22 protein-coding genes and 2 pseudogenes are annotated in these 22575 nt (G+C 64.6%); 19 read left to right on the top strand and 5 right to left on the bottom strand.

The window, feature by feature from the left end; genetic code table 11:
* Nucleotides 1-3: 3 nt before the first annotated feature.
* The 4 genes from ACFWB0_RS17900 to ACFWB0_RS17885 all read left to right on the top strand — a co-directional run bounded on the left by ACFWB0_RS17900 (nt 4) and on the right by ACFWB0_RS17885 (nt 3165).
* Nucleotides 4-1599: an FMN-binding glutamate synthase family protein gene (locus ACFWB0_RS17900; protein ID WP_378491808.1), complete on the top strand. Its 1596-nt coding sequence runs from the start codon at nt 4-6 to the stop codon at nt 1597-1599.
* Between the two features lie 87 nt (nt 1600-1686).
* Nucleotides 1687-1869 carry a hypothetical protein gene (locus tag ACFWB0_RS17895; RefSeq protein WP_378491807.1) on the top strand — a complete coding sequence of 61 codons (183 nt, stop codon included), beginning with the start codon at nt 1687-1689 and terminating at the stop codon, nt 1867-1869.
* A gap of 47 nt (nt 1870-1916) precedes the next feature.
* Nucleotides 1917-2531 (top strand): hypothetical protein, encoded by a 615-nt coding sequence (locus ACFWB0_RS17890; protein WP_378491806.1) that lies wholly within the window; start codon nt 1917-1919, stop codon nt 2529-2531.
* A 19-nt stretch (nt 2532-2550) separates the two neighbouring features.
* Nucleotides 2551-3165: an RES family NAD+ phosphorylase gene (locus ACFWB0_RS17885; RefSeq protein ID WP_378491805.1), complete on the top strand. Its 615-nt coding sequence runs from the start codon at nt 2551-2553 to the stop codon at nt 3163-3165.
* A gap of 54 nt (nt 3166-3219) precedes the next feature.
* On the opposite strand, the gene ACFWB0_RS17880 is transcribed toward ACFWB0_RS17885, so the two are convergent.
* A complete protein-coding gene (locus tag ACFWB0_RS17880; RefSeq protein WP_378491804.1) occupies nt 3220-4161 on the bottom strand; it encodes a helix-turn-helix transcriptional regulator in 942 nt (313 codons plus the stop codon).
* A gap of 56 nt (nt 4162-4217) precedes the next feature.
* Here ACFWB0_RS17880 and ACFWB0_RS17875 point away from each other — a divergent pair.
* From ACFWB0_RS17875 to ACFWB0_RS17825, 11 genes and pseudogenes are all read left to right on the top strand, one after another.
* Nucleotides 4218-4769 (top strand): annotated as a pseudogene (locus ACFWB0_RS17875) (DinB family protein); the annotation flags it as partial.
* An 18-nt stretch (nt 4770-4787) separates the two neighbouring features.
* Nucleotides 4788-5171, top strand: coding sequence for a RidA family protein (locus ACFWB0_RS17870; protein ID WP_378491834.1), 384 nt, complete (start codon nt 4788-4790; stop codon nt 5169-5171).
* Between the two features lie 48 nt (nt 5172-5219).
* Nucleotides 5220-7442 (top strand): annotated as a pseudogene (locus tag ACFWB0_RS17865) (glycoside hydrolase family 3 C-terminal domain-containing protein).
* Between the two features lie 2 nt (nt 7443-7444).
* Nucleotides 7445-8392: an exodeoxyribonuclease III gene (locus ACFWB0_RS17860; protein WP_378491803.1), complete on the top strand. Its 948-nt coding sequence runs from the start codon at nt 7445-7447 to the stop codon at nt 8390-8392.
* A 134-nt stretch (nt 8393-8526) separates the two neighbouring features.
* Nucleotides 8527-9117, top strand: a complete 591-nt coding sequence (locus tag ACFWB0_RS17855; RefSeq protein WP_378491802.1) for a DUF3558 domain-containing protein — start codon at nt 8527-8529, stop codon at nt 9115-9117.
* Between the two features lie 49 nt (nt 9118-9166).
* A complete protein-coding gene (locus ACFWB0_RS17850; protein ID WP_378491801.1) occupies nt 9167-9502 on the top strand; it encodes a hypothetical protein in 336 nt (111 codons plus the stop codon).
* 208 nt (nt 9503-9710) lie between these two features.
* Nucleotides 9711-10298, top strand: coding sequence for a DUF3558 domain-containing protein (locus tag ACFWB0_RS17845; protein ID WP_378491800.1), 588 nt, complete (start codon nt 9711-9713; stop codon nt 10296-10298).
* Nucleotides 10299-10347: 49 nt separating this feature from the next.
* Nucleotides 10348-10683 carry a hypothetical protein gene (locus ACFWB0_RS17840; protein WP_378491799.1) on the top strand — a complete coding sequence of 112 codons (336 nt, stop codon included), beginning with the start codon at nt 10348-10350 and terminating at the stop codon, nt 10681-10683.
* A 76-nt stretch (nt 10684-10759) separates the two neighbouring features.
* Nucleotides 10760-11530, top strand: a complete 771-nt coding sequence (locus ACFWB0_RS17835; protein ID WP_378491798.1) for a hypothetical protein — start codon at nt 10760-10762, stop codon at nt 11528-11530.
* Between the two features lie 91 nt (nt 11531-11621).
* Nucleotides 11622-12524, top strand: a complete 903-nt coding sequence (locus ACFWB0_RS17830) for a hypothetical protein (protein ID WP_378491797.1) — start codon at nt 11622-11624, stop codon at nt 12522-12524.
* A 92-nt stretch (nt 12525-12616) separates the two neighbouring features.
* Complete coding sequence (locus ACFWB0_RS17825) at nt 12617-14143, top strand: AMP-binding protein (protein ID WP_378491796.1); 1527 nt, start codon at nt 12617-12619, stop codon at nt 14141-14143.
* Nucleotides 14144-14239: 96 nt separating this feature from the next.
* On the opposite strand, the gene ACFWB0_RS17820 is transcribed toward ACFWB0_RS17825, so the two are convergent.
* The 3 genes from ACFWB0_RS17820 to ACFWB0_RS17810 all read right to left on the bottom strand — a co-directional run bounded on the left by ACFWB0_RS17820 (nt 14240) and on the right by ACFWB0_RS17810 (nt 16795).
* Nucleotides 14240-15598, bottom strand: a complete 1359-nt coding sequence (locus ACFWB0_RS17820) for a permease prefix domain 1-containing protein (protein ID WP_378491795.1) — start codon at nt 15596-15598, stop codon at nt 14240-14242.
* Nucleotides 15598-15957, bottom strand: coding sequence for a PadR family transcriptional regulator (locus ACFWB0_RS17815; protein ID WP_378491794.1), 360 nt, complete (start codon nt 15955-15957; stop codon nt 15598-15600). Before ACFWB0_RS17815 ends, ACFWB0_RS17820 begins: the two co-directional genes overlap by 1 nt.
* Before the next feature lie 82 nt (nt 15958-16039).
* A complete protein-coding gene (locus ACFWB0_RS17810; RefSeq protein WP_378491793.1) occupies nt 16040-16795 on the bottom strand; it encodes an IclR family transcriptional regulator in 756 nt (251 codons plus the stop codon).
* Between the two features lie 69 nt (nt 16796-16864).
* Between ACFWB0_RS17810 and ACFWB0_RS17805 the strand changes: the two genes are divergently transcribed.
* The 4 genes from ACFWB0_RS17805 to ACFWB0_RS17790 all read left to right on the top strand — a co-directional run bounded on the left by ACFWB0_RS17805 (nt 16865) and on the right by ACFWB0_RS17790 (nt 21461).
* Nucleotides 16865-17689 carry a 2-keto-4-pentenoate hydratase gene (locus ACFWB0_RS17805; RefSeq protein WP_378491792.1) on the top strand — a complete coding sequence of 275 codons (825 nt, stop codon included), beginning with the start codon at nt 16865-16867 and terminating at the stop codon, nt 17687-17689.
* Nucleotides 17686-18627 carry an acetaldehyde dehydrogenase (acetylating) gene (locus ACFWB0_RS17800; protein WP_378491791.1) on the top strand — a complete coding sequence of 314 codons (942 nt, stop codon included), beginning with the start codon at nt 17686-17688 and terminating at the stop codon, nt 18625-18627. The genes ACFWB0_RS17805 and ACFWB0_RS17800 overlap by 4 nt, the downstream gene beginning before the upstream one ends.
* Nucleotides 18627-19655, top strand: a complete 1029-nt coding sequence (gene dmpG / locus ACFWB0_RS17795) for a 4-hydroxy-2-oxovalerate aldolase (protein ID WP_378491790.1) — start codon at nt 18627-18629, stop codon at nt 19653-19655. The genes ACFWB0_RS17800 and dmpG overlap by 1 nt, the downstream gene beginning before the upstream one ends.
* A gap of 321 nt (nt 19656-19976) precedes the next feature.
* Complete coding sequence (locus tag ACFWB0_RS17790; RefSeq protein ID WP_378491833.1) at nt 19977-21461, top strand: stealth family protein; 1485 nt, start codon at nt 19977-19979, stop codon at nt 21459-21461.
* 8 nt (nt 21462-21469) lie between these two features.
* Here ACFWB0_RS17790 and ACFWB0_RS17785 read toward each other — a convergent pair whose 3' ends face one another.
* Complete coding sequence (locus ACFWB0_RS17785; RefSeq protein WP_378491789.1) at nt 21470-22390, bottom strand: phosphodiesterase; 921 nt, start codon at nt 22388-22390, stop codon at nt 21470-21472.
* Nucleotides 22391-22575 lie beyond the last annotated feature (185 nt).

The raw sequence follows: 22575 nt of genomic DNA, 5'->3' as shown, positions 1-22575 counted from the left end.
CCGATGCTTCGGTTCTTGTTGGTCGGGGCGCTCACCGCAGCGGTGGTGATCACCGGGTTCGCTGCGGTTGTCGGCGGGTGGGCGTGGTGGCTGATATTGGGCCTGCTTGTCGGTCTCCTCGTGCTCGGCACCTACGATCTGCTTCAACGCCGACATTCCGTGCTCCGCAACTACCCCGTCCTCGGCCACATGCGGTACCTGCTCGAAAGCCTGCGGCCGGAACTGCAGCAGTACTTCATCGAACGAAACTACGACGGCCGGCCGTACGACCGGGACGTGCGCACAATCATCTACGAACGAGCCAAAGGGATCCACGGCGAGCTGTCCTTCGGCACCGAACGCGACATCGAGGAAGTCGGCTACGAATACCTGGTCCATTCCACCGCGCCCGTCCCCGAGCCGGCGGAACCACCACGGGTACTGATCGGTGGCCCCGAATGCTCCCGGCCGTATTCGATGTCGTTGCTCAATATCTCGTCGATGAGTTTCGGGGCGCTCTCCGCGAATGCGTTGCGGGCCCTGAACAAGGGTGCGGCGATGGGCGGATTCGCCCACGACACCGGCGAGGGTGGTCTCACCCCCTACCACCTCGACGGCGGTGGAGATGTGGTGTGGGAGATCGGGTCCGGATATTTCGGTACGCGCACAGAAGACGGCAGATTCGATCCCGAGAAGTTCGTCGACCAGGCCGCACACCCCCAGGTCAAAACCATCTCGCTCAAACTCAGCCAAGGTGCCAAACCTGGAATCGGCGGTGTCCTGCCCGCCGCGAAAGTCAGCGACGAGATCGCTCGATACCGCGGGGTTCCCGCGCACGAGAAATGTGTCAGCCCGTCAGCACATTCCGCCTTTCACACTCCCCGCGAACTGATCCGCTTCATCGCCACGATGCGTGAACTCTCCGGCGGCAAGCCGGTCGGATTCAAACTGTGTGTCGGGTCGAGAGTCGAGGTGCTCGCGATATGCAAAGCGATGCTCGACGAGGGCACCGCACCCGATTTCATCATCGTCGACGGCGCCGAAGGTGGAACAGCAGCAGCCCCATTGGAGTACGAGGATCACGTGGGCCTTCCTTTGACGAGCGGATTGATCACCGTCCACAACGCGCTCGTCGGGAGTGGGTTGAGGGAGAGGATCAAGATCGGGGCGAGCGGTAAGGTCGCGCTGGGCAACGATATCGTCAAGCGACTCATCCAGGGCGCCGACTACACGAACTCCGCGCGCGCAATGATGATGGCCGTGGGCTGCATTCAAGCTCAACGGTGCCACACGAACACGTGCCCGGTCGGGGTCGCGACACAGGATCCTAAACGCGCTCGGGCTCTCGACGTCGAGGACAAGAGCGTGCGCGCATACCGGTACCAGGACGCCACAGTGCGTCAGTCGTCGCGGATCATGGCGTCGCTCGGTGTGTCCGACCCCAGCGGATTGACTCCCCACATGCTGCACAAGAAGGTCGGCGCCACGGAAATTCGTTCCTACGCCGAACTCTACGAGTGGTTGGCTCCGGGCGAGTTGGTGGCAGAATCTCCGCAGAGTTGGGCAGCCGATTGGACGGCAGCGAGTCCGGACACATTCCGTCCGGTCATGCGGCGGTGATCGGGCGGCGACGCCTCAGCTCTCGACCTCGACCCCGTACCGCTCCGCGAGCGCGACAACATCAACGCCCAATTCGTCGCCGACGCGGTGATCGAAGCGATCGGGCTGACGTCGGCCGATCGAGACGACACCGACAACCACCGGCCCGCCGAGCTGATGGTCGAGCGGCGCGGACTCGAACTTGCAGGCTGGATGACCGATGTCGACGCCGCCGGATCACCGGCCTTGCGGTCCGTCACTGCTGATCTGGACCAGCTGGATCTACGGTAGACTTCTAGATAGAAAAATGAGCGTGCCCCACACGAAGAGGAGGGGACATGGCCCACAGGACCACAGACTCGGGCTATGAGTCCGATCCGCAGCGACGCCACACCCACGTGAGCGACCACGAGTTCATTGCGCGTATGCGGGCCGAGCTCAACAGCAGGCCGAGCATGCGACTGGTCGCCAACAGGATCACCCACATGATGCTGGCCGGACGGATCGCCAAGGATGACCCGATCCTCGAGCTCATCGATTCCGACAACATCCTCGACGAGAAGGCCGTGCTGAGCGATGCCGTCGAGTACATCCTGTCGTTCCCGCATCTGTCCGCCAGAGACGTTGCCGATCGCTATGGCAAGACCTGGGCCAACCCCAGCGATGCACTGCGCAAGCTCAGCGCCAAAGGCGAGGTCATCGGACTCAAGCGCGGCGGGAAATTCCGGTATCCGGAGTTCCAGTTCTCCCTATCCGATGAGGCGAACCACATAGTGCGCGAAGGCAATGTGCGCCTCGGTGCCCGGGACGATCCGTGGGGTGTCGCGTCGTGGTGGCTCTCACCCAACCCGTCCGTTGAAGGCCGCAAGTCTCCGGCCCAGTTACTGGGCGACGGCTCTTTCGGCACCGTGCGCGAGTTGCTGCACGCCGAGATCGACGACGACGTTGCCTAACCTTCCGTCGCCGACGGCGGTGACCGCGCATGTCGGGACACTCGCCGCAGGAACCAGGCTGTGGCGCATCCACTCCGGCGCACCGGACCGCGGCGCGCTGACCCTGAATCCGACTCCCGCGGGGGCAGGAGGTGGACGGTTCGACTCCTCCGACGGGTCATACCACTACAGCTATTTCGGGGAGGACATCTCCACCTGCATCGCGGAAACCTACTGCCGGTCACTGCCGCTGGATGATCGCGTTCCGCGAATCCTACGTAAGGCCAAGCTCACCGGTCGGGTCCTGTCGCAGGTCACAGTCACAGACGATGTCCCCGTCGCATTGGTGCACGGCTCACATCTGGCGGCGATCGGACAGGACACCTGGCTGACCAAATGCGATCCGGTCGACTACGGGACCACCCGCGACTGGGCGGCAGCAATCCTCCGCGGGACCGATAGGATTCTCGGGCTCACATACCGGGCACGCAACGACGAGGACAGGTTCTCCGTCGTCATGACGATCAGGCCCGATGGCGACGTGGGGTTGTCTGATCTGATGACCGTGTCCCAAGGGCCGATCGCGCTCGATGACCGAGCGGGCTTGGAGCTGGTCAGATCCCATCTTGCGATATACAACGCCACTGTCATCTGAGCTCCGAGCTGAGCCAGAAATGATGCATTTATGGGCGTGACACTTGGGTGTGCGTCAGCCAGGACGAGCCCGGGCCGCCGCCAGCTTCTCCCCCAGCTCTGCACAGCGGGCTACGAGCTCCGGAGGCGCGAGAATGTCGAACGCGTGTCCCAGCATGAGCACGTGCCACAGAACTATGTCGAGATCGTCTGCGCCACTGATCAGTTCGCAGGTATCACCATTCCGAGGTTTCACCACCGCCGCCGACGCCGAGACCTGTCCGCGCACGACCTCGGCTGGTGCATGGATGAGAAACCGTGCCTGTCTCCGATACGCTCTGCTCGCGACGCCCTCTTGCACATATGCCGCCGCACCGGGCGCCGAGCGCGGACGGAACCGCCACGTCCGCAGCGTCACCGAAGCCATCCGGTCGACGCGGAAACTACGCCAATCGTCGCGGTCGAGGTCGTATGCGAGCAGGTACCAGCGCCGATCGGACGCGACGAGGCGGTAGGGCTCGATCCGTCGCGGTGCCGAGCGATAGTCGAATCCGATCTCGACTTCGTCGCGGCAGGCCCGCGCGAGTGTCATGAGCACCTCGGAGTCGACAGGGTCGCGACCTCCACCGAAGGACTCCACCGAGCTCGCCAGGGCACGCACCTCATGCCGCAAACGGGCGGGAAGCACCTGGTCGAGCTTGGTCAGTGCCCTGAGCGCTGCGTCGCCACTCCTCGCGATCGCGCCGCCCGCACCGGCGAGCAGAGCGACCGCGGTGACGATTGCTTCTTCGTCGTCGAGCAGTAATGGGGGCAGATCCTGACCTGGTCCGAGCTGGTAGCCGCCACCGACGCCCTTGCTGGCGTGCACCCGGTATCCGAGGTTGCGCAGCCGCTCGACGTCGCGCCGGACGGTGCGGGGCGTGACGCCGAGCCGATCGGCAAGCTCGGGTCCGGTCCAGACCTGTCGCTGTTGCAGGAGACCGAGCAAGGTCAGAACCCGCTCGGTGGTGTCGTCCATGAGTTTCAGACTGCCAGATGCAGCGGACCGATTCTGTCCTCTTGGGGTGTCACAGTATGTCCATGGCTACAGAATTCGACTGGAACCATTCCCTGCTCGAGCAGTGGGAATGGCACTGGAACAATCAGATCCGGGCCCGGCTCCAGGGCCTGACCGACGACGAGTACTTCTGGTCTCCCGTGCCGAATCCATGGAGCGTGTGGCCGCGCGGCACCTCGACCGCGCCCATGCAGGTCGGCACAGGCGACTTCACCATAGACTTCGCTTTCCCCCCGCCCGAGCCGCCACCGTTCACGACGATCGCATGGCGACTCGGACACGTCATCGTCGGTGTGCTCGCCGCACGCAACGCAGCGCACTTCGGTGCACCACCTGCATCGTACGAATCCTGGGAATACGCGGGCACCGCGAGTGAGGCACTCGACCAGCTCGAAACCCAACTCGACGTGTGGGTGAAGGGCGTGCGCGGCCTCAGCGACACGGAGTTGATCACCCCGGTCGGCGACAAGGAGCCCTACCCCGAGCTGACGGTGGCCGATCTCATCCTGCACATCCACCGCGAACTGATCCATCACCTGTCCGAGGTCTCGCTGATTCGCGACCTCTACACACACCCGAGGAGAACAATGATCACGCTGGTCGACCCCGACGAACTCGCGTACAGCCCGGCCTTCGCCCAGGGAGTCATCGCACCCGCCGGCAAGACCGTCTACGTAGGCGGCCAGCTCGGCACCGACGGCTCCGGCGCCATGCTCGACGGCATCGAAGCGCAAACCGTGCAGGCGATGAAGAACGTGCTCGCGGTGCTGGCCGCCGCGGGTTCGGGCACGGAGCACGTGGTCAAGCTCAATATCTACCTCGTCGACGGTGTTGACGCGCAGGTCGGATATGCGGCATCACGGTCGGTGTGGGGCGATCGCCGCACCGCCATCACTGTGGTGACCACCGCCGGACATGCGCGGCCTGGTGCACTGGTCGAGATCGACGCGATCGCGGTCGTCCCCGAATAACGGACTCGGGGGTTAGTCTGCAGCCGACGCCGATCGCGGAGGAGCAGGATGACCGACCCAGCCCGAACAGTTTCCACGTTGACGCTCGACGAGAAGGCCGGCCTGACCAGCGGGCTGAACTTCTGGTTCACGAAACCTCATCCGCAGTCGGGGATTCCGTCGATCATGCTGACCGACGGCCCGCACGGCGTCCGTAAGCAGACCGAGGGCGGAGATCACCTCGGACTCACCGACTCGGTGCCCGCCACGTGTTTTCCTCCCGCGGTGGCGATGGGATGCTCGTTCGATCCGGAGCTGCTCGAAGTTGTCGGCTCCGCCCTCGGAGCCGAGGCGCGGGCGGCGCAGGTGAGTGTGCTGCTCGGCCCGGGCATCAATATCAAACGGTCACCGCTGTGTGGACGGAACTTCGAGTATCTGTCCGAGGATCCGCTGCTGTCGGGGGTACTCGGTGCGGCGCTTGTGCGCGGGATCCAATCGCAGGGCGTCGGTGCGTCTCTGAAGCATTTCGCGGCCAATAATCAGGAAACCGACCGGATGCGGGTCTCCGCCGACATCGACCCACGTCCGCTGCGGGAGATCTATCTGCGCGGGTTCCAGCGAGTCGTCCAGGATGCCTCGCCCTGGACGGTGATGTGTTCGTACAACCGCATCAACGGCGTGTACGCGTCTCAGAACCGATGGCTGCTCACGGACCTCCTGCGAGGTGAGTGGGGGTTCGACGGAGTGGTCGTCAGCGATTGGGGCGCGGTGTCGGACCGGGTCGCGGCATTGGCGGCGGGTCTCGACCTGGAAATGCCGTCGACCGGGGGTCGCACGGATCAGGAGATCGTCGACGCGGTGCGCGCGGGGACGTTGGACGAGTCGGTGGTCGACACCGCCGCGACGCGGGTCGTCGACCTGGTCGGCAAGTCCGAGGTCGACCCCGATGCCGTATTCGATGCCGACGAACACCACGCGCTCGCCCGCCGGGTCGCGGCGGAGTGCGTGGTGTTGTTGAAGAACGACGGCGTCCTCCCTCTTGCTGTCGACGCGAAGATTGCCGTGATCGGCGAGTTGGCCCACACTCCGCGCTATCAGGGGGCGGGATCGTCGCGGATCAACCCGACTCGCCTCGACAACGCGCTCGACGAGATCCGGACGCTGGCGTCGGTCGATGTGGCGTTCGCGCCCGGCTACCTCGACGACGGCACGTCCACCGAGGAGTTGCGGGTCGCTGCCGTTGACGCAGCGCGGGCCGCCGAGGTCGCAGTGGTGTTCGTCGGGGTACCCGCAGCGATCGAGTCCGAAGGGTTCGACCGCGCAGATCTCGAACTGCCATCGGGACAGACCGAGTTGCTCGATGCCGTGGTCGCGGCGAACCCGAACACCGTGGTCGTGCTGTCGAACGGTGGTGTCGTGCGCGTGTCCGGCTTCGTCGACCGAGTGCCCGCACTCATCGAAGGTTGGCTGCTCGGGCAGGCAGGCGGTGGCGCACTCGCCGACATTCTGTACGGGGTGGCCGACCCGGCGGGCCGGCTCGCCGAGACCATTCCTGTGCGACTCGAAGACACTCCGTCGTACACGGATTTCCCGGGCGAGCACGGACACGTCCGCTACGGCGAAGGCCTGTTCGTCGGATATCGCGGGTTCGACGCCCGACGGAGCGAGGTGTCGTTTCCGTTCGGGCACGGCCTGTCGTACACGACCTTCTCGTACTCCGACGCGGTGGTCACCGTCGGTGATGATCTCGTCGTGACGGTGACCGTGACCAATACCGGTGGCCGGTCCGGTTCCGAGGTCGTGCAGGTGTACATCGGCGTGCCCGACTCCGCGGTGGTACGCGCACCGCGCGAGTTGAAGGGATTCGCGAAGGTGCGCCTCGACGCCGGCGAATCACGAGAGGTGGAGATTCCCGTGCGGCGCGCGGACCTCGCGTATTGGGACACCCGGCTCGATGTATGGGTGGTCGAGGGCGGAACCTACCGCGTCGAGGTCGGTGCTTCGAGTCGCGACATCCGAGCCACATGCACCACGGAGGTCGCGGGCGACGAGGTGTCGGTTCCGTTGAGCGTGGAGTCGTCGATCGGCGAGATCCTCTCCAACCCCGCAGCGGCATAGGTGCTTTCGAAGATCTTCGCCACAGCCGACGGTGAAACCCCTGCCCTCGACCCGGCGGTACTCGAAATGGCGGCGTCGATGCCGCTCGAGCGGATCCTGAGCTTCGGGAATTTCGGGATCGGTCGCGACGAGATTCAGCAGCAGTTGGACATCGTGAACCGCGGGTCGAAATGACCATGCGCATCGCAACATTCAATATCAACGGGATTCGCGCGGCGCAGCGGCGCGGATTCGAGAAATGGTTGCGCGAGCGGGAACCCGACGTGGTGGCATTGCAGGAGCTCCGCGCACCCGCATCGGCGATTCCGGACGGTGTGTTCGGTGATCACCACCTGACCTATGAACAGGGAACACTGCCGGGCCGCAACGGCGTCGCGATCCTGACCCGCAAGGAGCCGAGCGCAGTACGCGCATGGAGCGGCACCGCGCTACTACGACATCCGGGCGACGACCACATCGAGACGGTGGAACTCGATCCTGGCCCCCTGGCACGAGGACTACGGGAGTTCGCCGAGGAGGGTCGCTACGTCGAGGTCGACCTCGCGGACGCACCGATCACGGTGGCGTCGTTGTATCTGCCGAAGGGTGGGTTGCCCACTCACCTGCAGAAGCCGGGACGTATGAGGGAGGCACCGGACGGGGGCGCACGCTACGACCGCAAGATGCGCTTCCTCGACGCGTTCGCTCGTCAGCTCACGCGGTCTCGGCGCACAGCTCGCGCGCAGGGTCGGGAGCTGCTGCTGATGGGCGACCTCAACATCGCCCACACCCGATACGACGTGCGGAACTGGCGGCGCAGTAACCAGGCCGAAGGATTCCTCCCCGAGGAGCGGGAGTGGTTCGATTCGATCGTGTCTCCGCGCACCCTCGTCGACGTGGTGCGCAGCCACCATCCCGAGGTCGACGGTCCGTATTCGTGGTGGTCGTGGATCGGGCAGTCGTTCACGAACGACGTCGGGTGGCGCATCGACTACCACCTCGCCACTCCGACGCTCGCACGCACAGCGGTGTCGGCGGGGACCGATCGCGACCCGGCTCCCGACCGTCGGATCAGCGATCACGCGCCCGTCGTCGTCGATTACGACCTCACCGAATTGGACAGCACCAGAAGTAAGCAGGCCTGATACAAACCTCGCAGCCCTGGCAGGAGGCCGGCAGGGCTGCGAGGTTCACATTTGCCCTGCTAGCTTCGACGGCCCGCTCGCCCCCGACCCGATCTGCTACCGTCTCCCCGGTATTCAGCGGATCGGGGGGTCGCGTGGGCGGGTGGAAACGTGTCGCGGGGAGCATCGCGCTCATCGCAGCAACAACAGCATGCGGAAACCACGCACCGCCCTCAGATCCACCGAGCAGCACCGTCACCTCGACGACGCGCACGCCCCGCGTCGTCGACGAATCCGGCCGACCGGCGATCACTTTCGATCCCTGCCTCGACCTCCCCGACGACGTCCTCGTCGAAGCTCAATACGATCCGAGATCGAAACGTCCGTCGGAGTATCCGATGGAGTCCTACAGCTTCCTCGGCTGCAGCTTCAAAGGCACGTTCCACATCCCCGATGTCCTGGACGAGTACCGACTGACCGTCCTAGCGGGGAACGTCACCTTGGAAGAGGAATGGGAAAAGGACGGCCACGTATCCAGCCACATCAGTGTCAACGGGCGCGATGCTCTTCTCCAACTGGACCCGAGCAACAAGAACAACTGTGCGATCACTGTTCGAACCGACTTCGGCATGGTGATATTCAGGCGGACATACTTCGCCGATCACGTCCGCGAGGTGCCGATCGACGAATGGTGCTCGGGTATCGATGAGCTAGTAGCCCTACTAGAACCCCAGCTCGACCAATAGAGGACCCGCTTCCTCCACGCAGCCGATCCGGTCCAGAAAGGAATCCCGCATGGGCGAATTCGTCCGACTCGAACCACAGGTCATCGAGGAGATCGTCGCAATCTGTCAGACCGCGATCGATGCTCTGAGAGACGCAAGAATCACTGCGGACAGTCTTACCGATACACGAGGCTTCGGGGAATTCGAGTCCGCGAAGCAACTCGCCGCCGGCTACGCCAGAAAAGCAGCCGGGACACCGGAATCAGCCCAGGAACGGGTGGACCAGTTCATCGCCGCCTTCACACAACTGCAAGATGCGTTCGCCTCCGGCGGCCAAGCGTTCCTCGAGGCCGAGTTCGACTGGGTACGCCAACTCCAGGCCATCGATCCGGACTCCGCAGTCTGACCGACCGAGCGTCGATCACTAGTTGTCGCTGCGACCTCACCGAATTGGACAGCACCAGAAGCAAGCAGGCCTGATACAAACCTCGCAGCCCTGGCAGGAGGCCGGCAGGGCTGCGAGGTTCACATTTGCCCTGCTAGCTTCGACGGCCCGCTCGCCCCCGACCCGATCTGCTACCGTCTCCCCGGTATTCAGCGGATCGGGGGGTCGCGTGGGCGGGTGGAAACGTGTCGCGGGGAGCATCGCGCTCATCGCAGCAACAACAGCATGCGGAAACCACGCACCGCCCGCAGATCCACCGAGCAGCACCGACACCATCACCTCGACGACGCGCACGCCCCGCGTCGTCGACGAATCCGGCCGGTCGGCGATCACTTTCGATCCCTGCCTCGACCTCCCCGACGACGTGCTCGTCGAAGCCGAATTCGACCCGAGGTCGAAGCGTCCCTCTGAATATCCGATGGAGTCCTATACCTTCCTCGGCTGCAGCTTCAAAAGCACATTCTCCGCCTTCGACGACGATCGCCTGAGCGTCCTGGCGGGAAATGTCACGTTGGAAGAGGAATGGGAGAAAAACGCCCACATCTCCACTCACACCAACATCAACGGACGCGATGCCCTGTTCCAACTCGACCCGAACAACAAGAACACCTGCGCGATCACTGTTCGAACCGAGTTCGGCATGGTGATCTTCAGCCGGACACGCTTTCCCGATGACGCGCGCAGCCTACCGCTCAACGAATGGTGCGCAGATCTCGACCAGGCGGTCGCCCTGTTCGAACCCCACCTCGACCAGTAACGCGGTCAGCTCAGCCACAGCCTCCGAATCAGCCGAGGAAGGATTCCACATGGGCGAGTTCGTACGACTCGAACCACACGTCATCGACGAGATCGTCGCCATCTGCCAGGCGACGATCGACGCGCTGAAGGACGCGAGAGTCATCGCGAACGAACTGACCCGTACACAAGGCTTCGGCGAGTTCGAGTCCGCGAAGCAACTCGCCGCCGGCTACGCCAGAAAAGCAGCCGGGACACCGGAATCAGCCCAGGAACGGGTGGACCAGTTCATCGCCGCCTTCACACAACTGCAAGATGCGTTCGCCTCCGGCGGCCAAGCGTTCCTCGAGGCCGAGTTCGACTGGGTCCGCCAACTCCAGGCCATCGATCCGGACTCCGCAGTCTGACCGGACGAAATCGGATCGATTACGCCTCGCGTGTCTTCCCCCTGGCATGCCACATTCTCATGGCACGCTGACCTGCATGCATGCCTACGACGAAGGGTTCGAGCCACCGAAAGCCTGTGCCGACTGGTGCCGTCTCCGCATGTACGACCTGCAGGTGCTCGACGACGGGGTGACAGTCGACCTGAAGTGGTGGAACGACCACCTCGAGGACGCCGGCCACAATATTCGGTTGCGCGGACGCAATCTCGACGGGCGCATCGTCACCAGCGGCAAGGCCGTCGTCCCCCGCAACGACCTGCGGTTGGGCAGTGAACTCGTCAACGCCGATCACGATGGTGTGGGGTTGCTGTTCCTGTGCGCGGCATGGCGCAGCGCGCACCCGCGGCGACGCTCTGCGCGTCGCTTCCCGAACATTGTCGATGCCCATGCACCCGCCGGACGCGGCCCTCTCGACAAGATCAAGGGTGTCCTCGACTACTGCGCGAAGACCAAGTCGCTACCGGACAACTCCCGGCTCACGTGGTCGGGATGGCCCGACACTCCCGGCGTGGGAGTTCCACTGTTCGCCACGTATCTGTGGGCCGTCGATGTGCACACCGAGTCCGGACCCGCGCAGTTGCTCGATCAGCACGGCGTGTCGACGCTCGTGCACGAGGGTTGGTTGGAGGATCCGTCGGTCGCCGACTTCACGCTGCGCCGCTACCTCCGCTACGTCGGGCTCCTGAGCGGGTGGGCCGAGAAGATTCAGACCCGCCCGGAGTTGGTGGAGATGTGGCTCGTCGAACGCTGGGATGCTCGCATGGCCGAGGTGCGCGACGGCTCGCACGCGACTCCGCGCTTGTTCTGAAGTTGTCCACAGGCACGCATTTCATCCACAGATTCGGCAGCAATACGATTTTCGCTGCCGCGCGGCGCTCTTCTCGCGGCACTATCCGCTCATGGACGAACCACGGGGACTCACCAGGAAAACGCTCATCGCGTCGGGCATGTCCGAGAACAGCATCAGGAGGGCGTTGCGGTCGGGCGAGCTCGCCAACGTCGCTCACGGACTGTATTTGTGGCGCAAGGACTTCGATGCACTCGGTACCGTGGAGCTTCACCGCGTGCATGCACGACACGTCGGTTCCACTCTGAACCCGGATGAGGCGATCAGTCACATCTCCGCTGCGGCGCTGCACGGCATCGACGTGTGGGATGTTCCGCTGCGCCGCGTCCACGTCTCGCGACCGCCCAGCCGCAGTGGTCGCGTGACGGCAGGTCTTCACGCTCACACCACGCACTGGGACGACGGCGAGATCACGCACGTCCTCGGTGTTCCGGTGACGTCGATTGCCCGCACCATCGTCGACCTCGCCCGGACTCTCCCCCGCGACCAGGCCGTCGCCGTCGGAGATGCGGCGCTGCGCCTCGACCCGAGCGCCGCATCCCAGATTTCCCGCGTGCTCGAGGCGTCCCGCTGCCGCTACGGTCTGGTGTCGGCCTCGTCGGTGTTGCAGTTCCTGGACGGCCGCAGCGACAGCGTCGGTGAGTCGCTGTCGAGGATTCGGATGCGTGAGTACGGCCTTCCCGTCCCCGATCTCCGACGTGAGCTCGTCACCTACGACGGTCGACGCGTCCGCGTCGGCTTCTATTGGGAAGCGCTCGGGGTTGTCGGAGAGTTCGACGACCACGAGAAGTACACCGGGCCGCTCGACCTCATCGACGAGAAGCGCAGCGAAGATTCCCTCCGCGACCTGGGGCTCGAAGTCGTCAGGTGGGACTGGTCAGAGTTGGAGCAGTTCGAGGTGGTCGCGCGGCGGTTCGAGCGTGCGGCCGACCGGGCACGGACAAGAGCGTCCTGATCGGCTACTGTAACCGACGCCCATGGCACTCAGTGTCACCGCGTGGCACTCTCCTGCCATACAATCGTCAGGACACGATCGGAAGGACCGTGATGCACCCCGAGAATCGCCCGCCCACCGACATGCAGCTGACGCCGGTGTCGTTCCTGCACCGCTCCGCAATGCTCTTTCCCGACAGGGTCGCGGTCGTGGACGGCGATGTCCGCATCACCTACAAGGAGTGGCTGGGACGGGCGCGACGGTTCGCGGGCCTCCTCGCGTCCCTCGGCGTCGAGCCGGGCGATCGAGTTGCGGTGCTCGCACCGAACAGCCGGATGATGCTCGACGCCCATTACGGCGCGACGATGGCCGGGGCCGTGCTGGTCTCTCTCAACACCCGCCTCACCGCGCCGGAGCTGCAGTACATCGTCGACCACTCCGGCTCGACGGTACTGCTGTACGACGAGTCGCTGCGCGGAGTCGCAGAGCAGGTCAACGTGCCTGCGAAGCTCGACTCGGCCCAGTACGAAGCTCAGCTCGAACGCGCCGACAAGCTGGAACTCACTGTGTCGGAAGAATATTCGATGATCGCCCTGAACTACACGTCGGGTACCACGGGCAGGCCGAAGGGCGTGATGTACCACCACCGCGGCGCCTACCTGCAGGCGATGGCGATGGCGTTCCACAACAAGCTCGACACCGAGACGGCCTACCTGTGGATTCTGCCGATGTTCCACTGCAACGGGTGGACCTTCACGTGGGCGGTCACCGCGGCAGGTGGCACCCACGTGTGCATGCGAAAGATCGACGCCGGAAGCATCTGGGAACTCATCGACTCGGAATCCATCACCCATTTCAACGCGGCGCCGACGGTCCTGATCGACCTCGCTGCGCACGGCTCGGCACATCAACTCGACCGGCGGGTGCAGATCGGCACCGGTGGAGCACCGCCGTCGCCGACGATGCTCGAGAGGCTCGGTCACCTCGGATTCGACGTCACGCACCTCTACGGGCTCACCGAGACGTTCGGTCCGTCGACGCTCTGCGAGTTCCCGACGGAGTTGAAGTCCGCCCCGATCGACGATCAGGCCCGGTTCAAAGCACGCCAGGGCAACGCCAACGTCGTCGGATTCCCGGTGCGGATCCTCGACAAGGACGGCAACGACGTCCCCGCCGACGGTGAAACGATGGGCGAGGTCGCGCTGCGCGGCAACACGGTGGCGCTCGGGTACTACAACGACCCCGAGTCGACCGCGACTTCGTTCGGTTCGGGCTGGTTCCTCACCGGCGACCTGGGCGTCATGCACCCCGACCAGTACATTGAACTGCGGGACAGGTCGAAGGACGTCATCATCTCCGGTGGCGAGAACATTGCGTCGATCGAGATCGAGCAGGTCCTCGCTCGTCACCCCGAAGTCCTCGAGTCCGCGGTGGTGGCCGAACCGCACGAGCGATGGGGCGAGGTACCGGTCGCATACGTGTCGCTGGTGGACGACGCGGAAGTCACCGCGGAAGAGATGATCGCGTTCGCGCGCGAGTCGCTGCCCGGCTTCAAGGCGCCGAAGAAGGTGATCTTCGGTCCGCTGCCCAAGACCGGCACCGGCAAGATCCAGAAGTACCTGCTCCGAAACCGGTCCTGATCCGAGGAGCCGAATGGATGAGGACCGATGTGCCGGATCTTCCCGGCGCATCGGTCCTCGGTCATAGCGGCCCTTCTACCTCGCCCGCGTCGCGGGTCATACGAAGCCGAACAGCGGTGGGATCGCGACGACCACCAGCGCGGCCCACGCGCCGTATACGGGCAGATACTGCATCTGCCACCGTTCGACGGGACCGAATCCGCACCGTCCGCGGACGAATCGGATGCCCAGCCACGCGGCTCCGCACAGGTTGATCAGCAGTACCAGGTTCAACCCGAGCGCGGTCACCTTGTTCGCCGTGAATCCGAATTCCGCGATGCGCGTGAGCATGGCAGCGAGCATGAGGACGTTGACGGCCGACGCGGCAACCACGAGGACCACCTGGGCCATGTCGAACACATCGGGCGGTGTGTGCGGGTCGCGAGCGGAGATGGCATACAGCAGCAGTCCGAGCACGAGGACGAGGATCAGATCCATGAGGATCAGCAGTTCCCGATCGACGTCGAGAACACTCCGCGACGACACGAACGCAGCGATGAATGCCGCGAACAAGGCGAGCAGCATGACGATGGTGAGCGGTGTGAACACCCGGGTCAGCACGGGCGCAATGTTCTCGATCACTTCTTGTTTCGCTTCGACGAGCCACGCCGCCACGATCATCGCACCCACCGGCGCGAACGGAAGGACCCACGCTTCGAAGAACCATCCGATGTCGATGCCCAGCGCCCCGAACGTTCCAGCTGTCAGGCCCGCGAGCGCTCCACCGCCGAGCGCCAGCAGGACCATGTAGACGACCCATTCGCCGGTGAACCGGACGAAGTCCATGCGTCGGCGGTCGGAACGCCACTCTCCTCCGACGTATGCCACACCGACGACGAGCCACAACACGATCGGGGCGTGGATCGCCGCGATGATCTCGGTGACTCCACCTTCCTCGAAGGGGAAGACGTTCAGCACCAGTGCCGCTGCCACGAAGGGTGCCGCAAGGGTCACTCCGCTCCGAACGGTCATGTTCCGCTTCCATGCGAAGTACGCAACCAGGAAGGGCAGGATCACGATGCTCAGACTGCGTACGAGGACCGGTTCGGGGAGCCATTCGAGTGCGGCCTTGACGGCCAGTCCTGCCCCGACTGCGAGGGCAAGGACCATGCCGAATTCGCGCGGTCTGCGGGTCGCGTCGGTGTCCGAATCGGCCGAGACGAGCACAAGTTGTTTCCACAACCGTTCGGAGTGTTCGCGCGCGAACTCCCGCGAAATGGCGTCGACACTGCCCATTCGTCCCACCGCGACGAGAAATGCCTCGCCCGCCGTGAGTCCGGCGGTCGACAGGTCCGAGACCTGATCGCGCAGATGCCCTTCCATTTCGTCGACATCGGCCGGCGAGATCACCCGATGCCCCGAGACGTATCCTCGCCATTGCGCGATCTGCGATTCGAGCTGTGCGTCGATGGCCATCATGCCCACCCTTCGGCCGTCGGTGGCGAAATGGTGGATTCCCACACCTGATGCAGGGCGTCGGCGACGACCGTCCACTGTGCGACACGTTCGGCGAGCATCTTCCTGCCTGTCTCGGTGATCGTGTAGTGCTTCCGTCGACGACCGTTCTCGGCGATATGCCAGGACGCGGATACACAGCCGTTGCGCTCGAGCCGGTGCAGCAGCGGGTAGAGCATTCCGTCGGTCCATTGCATGCGACCGTCCGACAGTTCGTTGACGCGTTTGATGATCGCGTAGCCGTATGACTCACCCTCGGCGAGTATTCCGAGCACCAAGGGAGTCGCCGACGCGGCCACCAGGTCCTTGTCGATGTGCATGACCCTCCTATACCTAGCTCATCTAGGTGCGGAACATACCCTAGCAGTTCTAGGTACATTGCTCCTCTAGGGTTGAGTTCGTTCAGCGCAGCCGCTCACGGCGCCCCACGGTGCTGCGCAGACCTTCGGCGGATGCACGGACCGCCGCGAGGTGACTCTCGGGCACGAAACGTCCGGTCGGACCGGTGACACTGATGGCGGCGACGATCTCGTCGTCGGCTCCGAACACCGGCGCCGCCACGCAGGTGATACCCAACGCCGACTCCTCCCGCTCGAAGGAGACACCGGTTTCGACGACCCGCTCGAGCTGCTTGCGCAGAATTCCGGGGGCGACGATGGTGTGCGGTGTGCGCCGAACCATGCGCATCGACAACGCTTCCCGGAGCAACTCCGGGTCGGCGTGGGCCATCAGTGACTTTCCGATTGCGGTGCAGTACCAGGGATTTCGCCCTCCCGTCCGCGACGGCGACTTGGCCTGCCGATGTCCGCCGATCTTCGCGACGTAGACGACATCGAGTCCGTCACGCACGCCCAGGTGCACAGTTTCGTGGGTGCGTTCGTACAGATCCTGAAGGAACGGCATGGCCATCTCGAGCAGGCTGCGTTCGACGGAGGCCCGCATCCCCAATTCGAACAGCCCACCGCTGAGGCGGTAACCGCCCTCGACGCGATCGAGCAACCGGTTCGCAACCAACTCCCCGGAGAGTCGGTGGACCGTGGCCTTGTGGAGTTCGGTGCGCCGCACGAGCTCGGCCAGCGGCAGGACATTGTCGTCGGGTCGAAAAGCACGAAGGATCGTCACCGCCTTGCCGAGCACCGTGTCCAGATTCGCTGTCACGAGATCAGCGTATCGCTCAGTGAGACGAATCGTTGTTGCATGAGGCCCCGACGCAGGACAGTAGAGGTCATGAGCAACCCCACGAACATCGCAGCGGTCAGCGAAGCGGACATCGCCGCCGCAGCAGACCGCCTCGTGTCCGCCGCAGCGAGCGGCACCCCGACCGCTCCGATCCGCGACCTGATCGGCGAGAGCAACCTCGTCGCGGCCTACGCCGTGCAGCAGCGTTTCAACGAGGGCCGCACGGAGTCGGGCGCCGTCATCGTGGGCCGCAAGATCGGCCTCACTTCCAAGGCCGTGCAGGAACAACTCGGTGTCGGTCAACCCGACCTCGGAGTGCTCTTCGACAACATGGCGTTCGACAACGGCGCCGACATCCCGATGAGCCTGCTGATCCAGCCGAAGGTCGAGGGTGAGGTCGGGTTCGTGCTCGGCGCCGATCTCGTCGACGGTCCGCTCGACACCGCTCAGGTGCGCGACGCCATCGATTACGCCGTCGCCGCACTCGAGATCTGCGACAGCCGTATCGCCAACTGGGACATCAAATTCGGCGACACCGTCGCCGACAATGCGTCATCCGGTGTGTACGTACTCGGCACCGAACGCCGCACGCTCGACGAACTCGAGCCCGTCGACGTCACCATGTCGATGGAGATCGACGGCACCGAGGTCTCCACCGGAAACGGCGCCGCCTGCCTCGGCGATCCGATTCAGGCCGTCGTGTGGCTCGCACAGACCGCCCGCGAACTCGGTCAGCCGCTGAAGGCAGGCCAGGTGATCCTGTCGGGTGCACTCGGCCCGATGGCGTCCGTCTCCGCAGGCAGCACCGTCTCCGTCACCGTGTCCGGCCTGGGCACCGTGACAGCCCGTTTCGTGGAAGGAAAGCAAGCATGAGCAAGACCAAGGTTGCCATCATCGGATCGGGCAACATCGGCACCGATCTGATGATCAAAGTTCTGCGCACCTCCGAGGTTCTCGAGATGGGTGCCATGGTCGGTATCGACCCCGAGTCGGACGGCCTCGCCCGCGCCGCACGCATGAAGGTGCCCACCACTGCGGAAGGCGTCGAGGGTTTGGTGAACCTGCCGAACTTCGACGAGATCGAGATCGTGTTCGACGCGACCTCCGCGAAGGCGCACATCGCGAACAACGCGCGCCTCGCTCCGCTGGGTAAGCGTCTGATCGACCTCACGCCGGCCGCGATCGGCCCGTTCGTCGTGCCCGCCGTCAACGGCGACGAGCATCTCGACGCGCAGAACGTGAACATGGTGACATGCGGTGGCCAGGCCACCATCCCGATGGTCGCGGCCGTGTCTCGCGTCGTGCCGGTGGCGTACGCCGAGATCGTCGCGTCGATCGCGTCGAAGTCGGCCGGCCCGGGAACCCGCGCGAACATCGACGAGTTCACCGAGACCACGTCGTCGGCGATCGAGACGGTCGGTGGCGCCCGCCGGGGCAAGGCCATCATCATCCTGAACCCGGCCGAGCCGCCGCTGATCATGCGCGACACGGTGTTCTGCCTCGTCGACGCACCGGACCCGTCCACCCACGACGAGATCCGTCAGTCGATCGAGAAGATGGTGGGCGACGTCGCGGCATACGTGCCGGGCTACCGCCTCAAGCAGCAGGTGCAGATCACCGAGATCCCCGAAGATCAGCCGGTCGAGACGCTGCTCGTCGACGGCAACCGCCCGACCCACCAGGTCTCGGTCTTCCTCGAGGTGGAGGGCGCTGCCCACTACCTGCCCGCGTACGCAGGCAACCTCGACATCATGACCTCCGCCGGACTCCAGATCGCTGAGCGGATCGCACAGAAGAAGGACAACGCCTGATGAGCAACACCACCGTCTTCGTTCAGGACGTCACCCTCCGCGACGGCATGCACGCGGTGCGTCACCGTATTTCGCCGACCGACGTCAAGCGCATCGTCACCGCCCTCGAGGACGCGGGCGTCGACGCGATCGAGGTCGCGCACGGCGACGGCCTCGCCGGCGGCTCCGTGAACTACGGTCCGGGCTCGAACACCGACTGGGAGTGGATCGAGGCGGCAGCCGAGGTGCTGCAGAACGCCCGTCTGACCACGCTGCTGCTTCCCGGTGTCGGTACCGTCCACGACCTGCAGCGCGCATGGGACCTCGGTGTGCGCTCGGTGCGCATCGCCACTCACTGCACCGAGGCCGACGTCTCCGCGCAGCACATCGCCACCGCTCGCGAGATCGGCATGGATGTCTCGGGCTTCCTGATGATGAGCCACATGGCTCCAGCCGAGGAACTCGCCGAGCAGGCCAAGCTCATGGAATCGTATGGCGCGCACTGCGTGTACGTCACCGACTCCGGCGGACGCCTGACCCTGGGCGGTGTTCGCGACCGCGTCCGCGCCTACCGCGAGATCCTGGACGAGGGCACCGAGATCGGTATCCACGCCCACGAGAACCTCTCACTGTCGGTGGCGAACAGCGTCATCGCTGTCGAGGAGGGCGTGTACCGCGTGGACGCCTCGCTCGCCGGCCACGGCGCCGGTGCCGGTAACTGCCCGATCGAGGCGTTCATCGCCGTCGCCGACCTGTACGAGTGGAAGCACGGCTGCGACGTGTTCAAGCTGCAGGACGCAGCCGACGACATCGTCCGACCGCTGCAGGACCGCCCGGTGCGCGTCGACCGTGAGACCCTCACCCTCGGCTACGCCGGTGTGTACTCGAGCTTCCTGCGTCACGCGGAGACCGCGTCCGCACGCTACGGCATCGACGTGCGCACCCTCCTCCTCGAGGCCGGTAAGCGCAAGCTGGTCGGTGGTCAGGAGGACATGATCGTCGACATCGCGCTCAACCTCGTCGCCGAGCGCGAGGCCGCGTCCGCCTGACGCGATCGCGCACAGTCGCACAAGGGACCGGGTCCCCGTCCGAGCTTCTCGGGCGGGGACTTCGCCGTTGGCAGCCCTACCTGTCCGCGAACAGAGAACACTCGTACACCGAAATTTGATGACATCCCGTTTCACCTGCGATTTCCCCCACTTCTCTCGGTGAACAATTGCGACTAGGATGGCGCTCTATCGGAAAAATCTCACCGAACGGAGCACTCCACGATCACCCAGGCACAGCCCTCGACCTCACTTGTCCCCACGAATCCGGGCGCGGTGTCCCTTCCCGCACTCCCGCCGATCCCCGATCGGCCACTCGTTCCGATCTGGCACACCGACCGCTACGTCCTGCCCATCGCGACGACCACACCGCACCAGGCGATGGTCGAGGATCTGCTGTTCATCCGGGATGTCCTCGACACGGCGGGTATTGCGTACACACTGATCCGTAGAGCGAACGATCGTCCCTGCTTGGCCGTCGACCGGGCCGACCGGAAGATCCTCGAGGCGAGCCTGGCATCGGCATGTACGGATCAACCGTTCTATTCGAAAACGCTCGGGGCAAAGAGCATTCGCCCTGTACTCGTAGCGGACGGACGCCTGTCCCAGATCCGGAAGGCCCGCGCGTTCCGGCTGTATCGTCCGCGGGTGGAGCCTGTGAGCGGTTTGCGGTACGGCGCTTCCAGCGGTGTGGGGATCGAGCTGTGGCAACGACGCGGCGACGAACTCGTCCTCCCCGGACCGAATTCGCTCACGCGAAATACGGTGCTGCGCAGCGAACTGGTGTCCACCACCGTCGAGCGGTACGGACGAACCTGGCCGACCATCGAGGGCATGTTCGACGCACACCCGTCGGGACTTCCGTTCGAGATCGACCTCGTCTTCTCCTGGGTCGACGGGTCGTCGAAATCATTCCAGGCCAAGCGCGCCAAGCTCATGCAGAGCTATGTGGTCGGAGAGGGCGACGACTCCCCCGCACGCTACCGGCAGATCAACGAACTGAAGTACGCGCTCCGCTCCGTGAACATGTACGCCCCGTGGGTACGACGGATCTTCGTCGCAACCGACTCGGATCGACCCGAATGGCTCGCCGACGACGACCGGGTCACCTTTGTGCGCAGTGAGGAGTTCTTCGCCGACCAGTCGATGCTGCCGACGCATAATTCGCAGGCCGTCGAGGCACAGTTACATCGCATTCCCGGATTGTCGGAACATTTCGTGTATTCCAACGACGACATGTTCTTCGGCCGCTCGGTGGATCCTCAGGTGTTCTTCTCTCCGGCCGGGATCAGCAAGTTCATCGAGTCCGAGGTTCGAATCGGTCTCGGACGAAACCACAGCGAACGCAGCGGTTTCGAGAACTCGGCGCGTGTCAATCGAGGTTTGCTGCGAAAGCGCTTCGGGGTGACGATCACCCATCACCTCGAGCATGCGCCTGCACCACTGAGGCGGAGCATCGTGGAGGAGATGGAGCGAGAGTTCGACACCGAGTTCACCGCGACCGCCGGGAGCCCCTTCCGCGCCGTCGACAACATCTCGGTGACCAATTCCTTCTACCACTACTACGCCTTGATGACGGGACGCGCGGTACAACAGTTGTCGGCCCGCGTGAAGTACGTCGACACGACGACGAATTCGGGCCTACGCGAACTCGATACGCTGCTCGCCAGGCGCAGAACCGACTTCATCTGTCTCAACGACGGTAGCGCCCCCGAGGTGGACCTGGAAGTGCGCACCGCGAAGGTCACGCAGTTCCTGGAGCACTACTATCCGATCCCCGCACCGTGGGAAACCGCCTATCCCCGCTGACCTCCCGGTCAGGCGTCGAGTGTGAGCCCCGGGTTTTCCGGGATCCTGACCCGCGCATCAGCGAGACGCTGCGCGGTGTCCTCTGCGGAGACGTGCCGGCCGGCGAGGGCATAGCTGCCGGTCGGCACAACGGAATGCACGATGGTCTCGGGATAGACGTGCACGAGGTTGAATCCCTGTGCTCCATCACGGCCGCGCTGCGAGTCGATCGGGACATTGAGATCCTGGGTGTAGCAGGTGGACGACGCCACCGACACCGGGATTCCGGCGAACGTCGCCGTGGTCGAGTAGTGCAGATGACCCGCCAGAATCGCTCGGACATCAGAGCCGCGCACCACGTCGGCGAGCCCGGCCTGGTCTCGAAGTTCGACGAGCACCGCGAGGTCGAACACGCACGGCACCGGAGGATGATGCAGCACGAGCACGGTTCCGAACGGCGCTGGGGTCGCGAGTTCGCCTCGGAGCCATTCGAGTTGGTCAGGGCCGATCTCGCCGTGGTGAAATCCGGGCACGGAACTGTCCAGGGTGATGACCCGCAAACCGTTCACGTGGTGGACCTGGTCGATCGGTCCGGAATCCGGTGCCTGATCCAGCAGACGCTCGCGGAAGGTCGCGCGGTCATCATGGTTACCCATCGCCCAGATCACCCGGGCATCGAGTTCCTGCGCCACAGGCTCGACGATCGCGCGCAGCTTCGCATAGGCGTCGGGCTGGCCGCGATCGGCGAGGTCGCCGGTGAAGACCAGGGCGTCGGGACGAACCTGCGACGCACGGATGTCGTCGACGATGCGCTGGATGTGCGCGTCGCTGTCGACCGTGCCGTAGAGCAGTTCGGTTCCACCCACCAGGTGGGTGTCGCTGAGGTGCAGGAGGGTGTGCGACGGCCGCGGGTACTCGGCTACTCGCTCTGACTCGGCGGAGCCGGTCATGATCACTCGCTTCCGTTCGGCGACGTTTCAGGATTCCACGCCGACTTCGAGGCTAACCGCATCTGTTGTACCTCTCCAACACGAACGCCGCGGCCTCGTCTGGGAAAGATCCGGCAAACACCCGATGACCAACCATGACCTGCGCACACGCGCGGTCGGGACCCACCGGCCCCACCCGGGGGGCC

The sequence above is a fragment of the Rhodococcus sp. NPDC060086 genome (assembly GCF_042730275.1).
In the GTDB taxonomy this organism is placed as follows: domain Bacteria; phylum Actinomycetota; class Actinomycetes; order Mycobacteriales; family Mycobacteriaceae; genus Rhodococcus.
The sequence above is the reverse complement of the archived record's forward strand: the minus strand, read 5'-3'. Positions and strand labels throughout refer to the sequence as shown.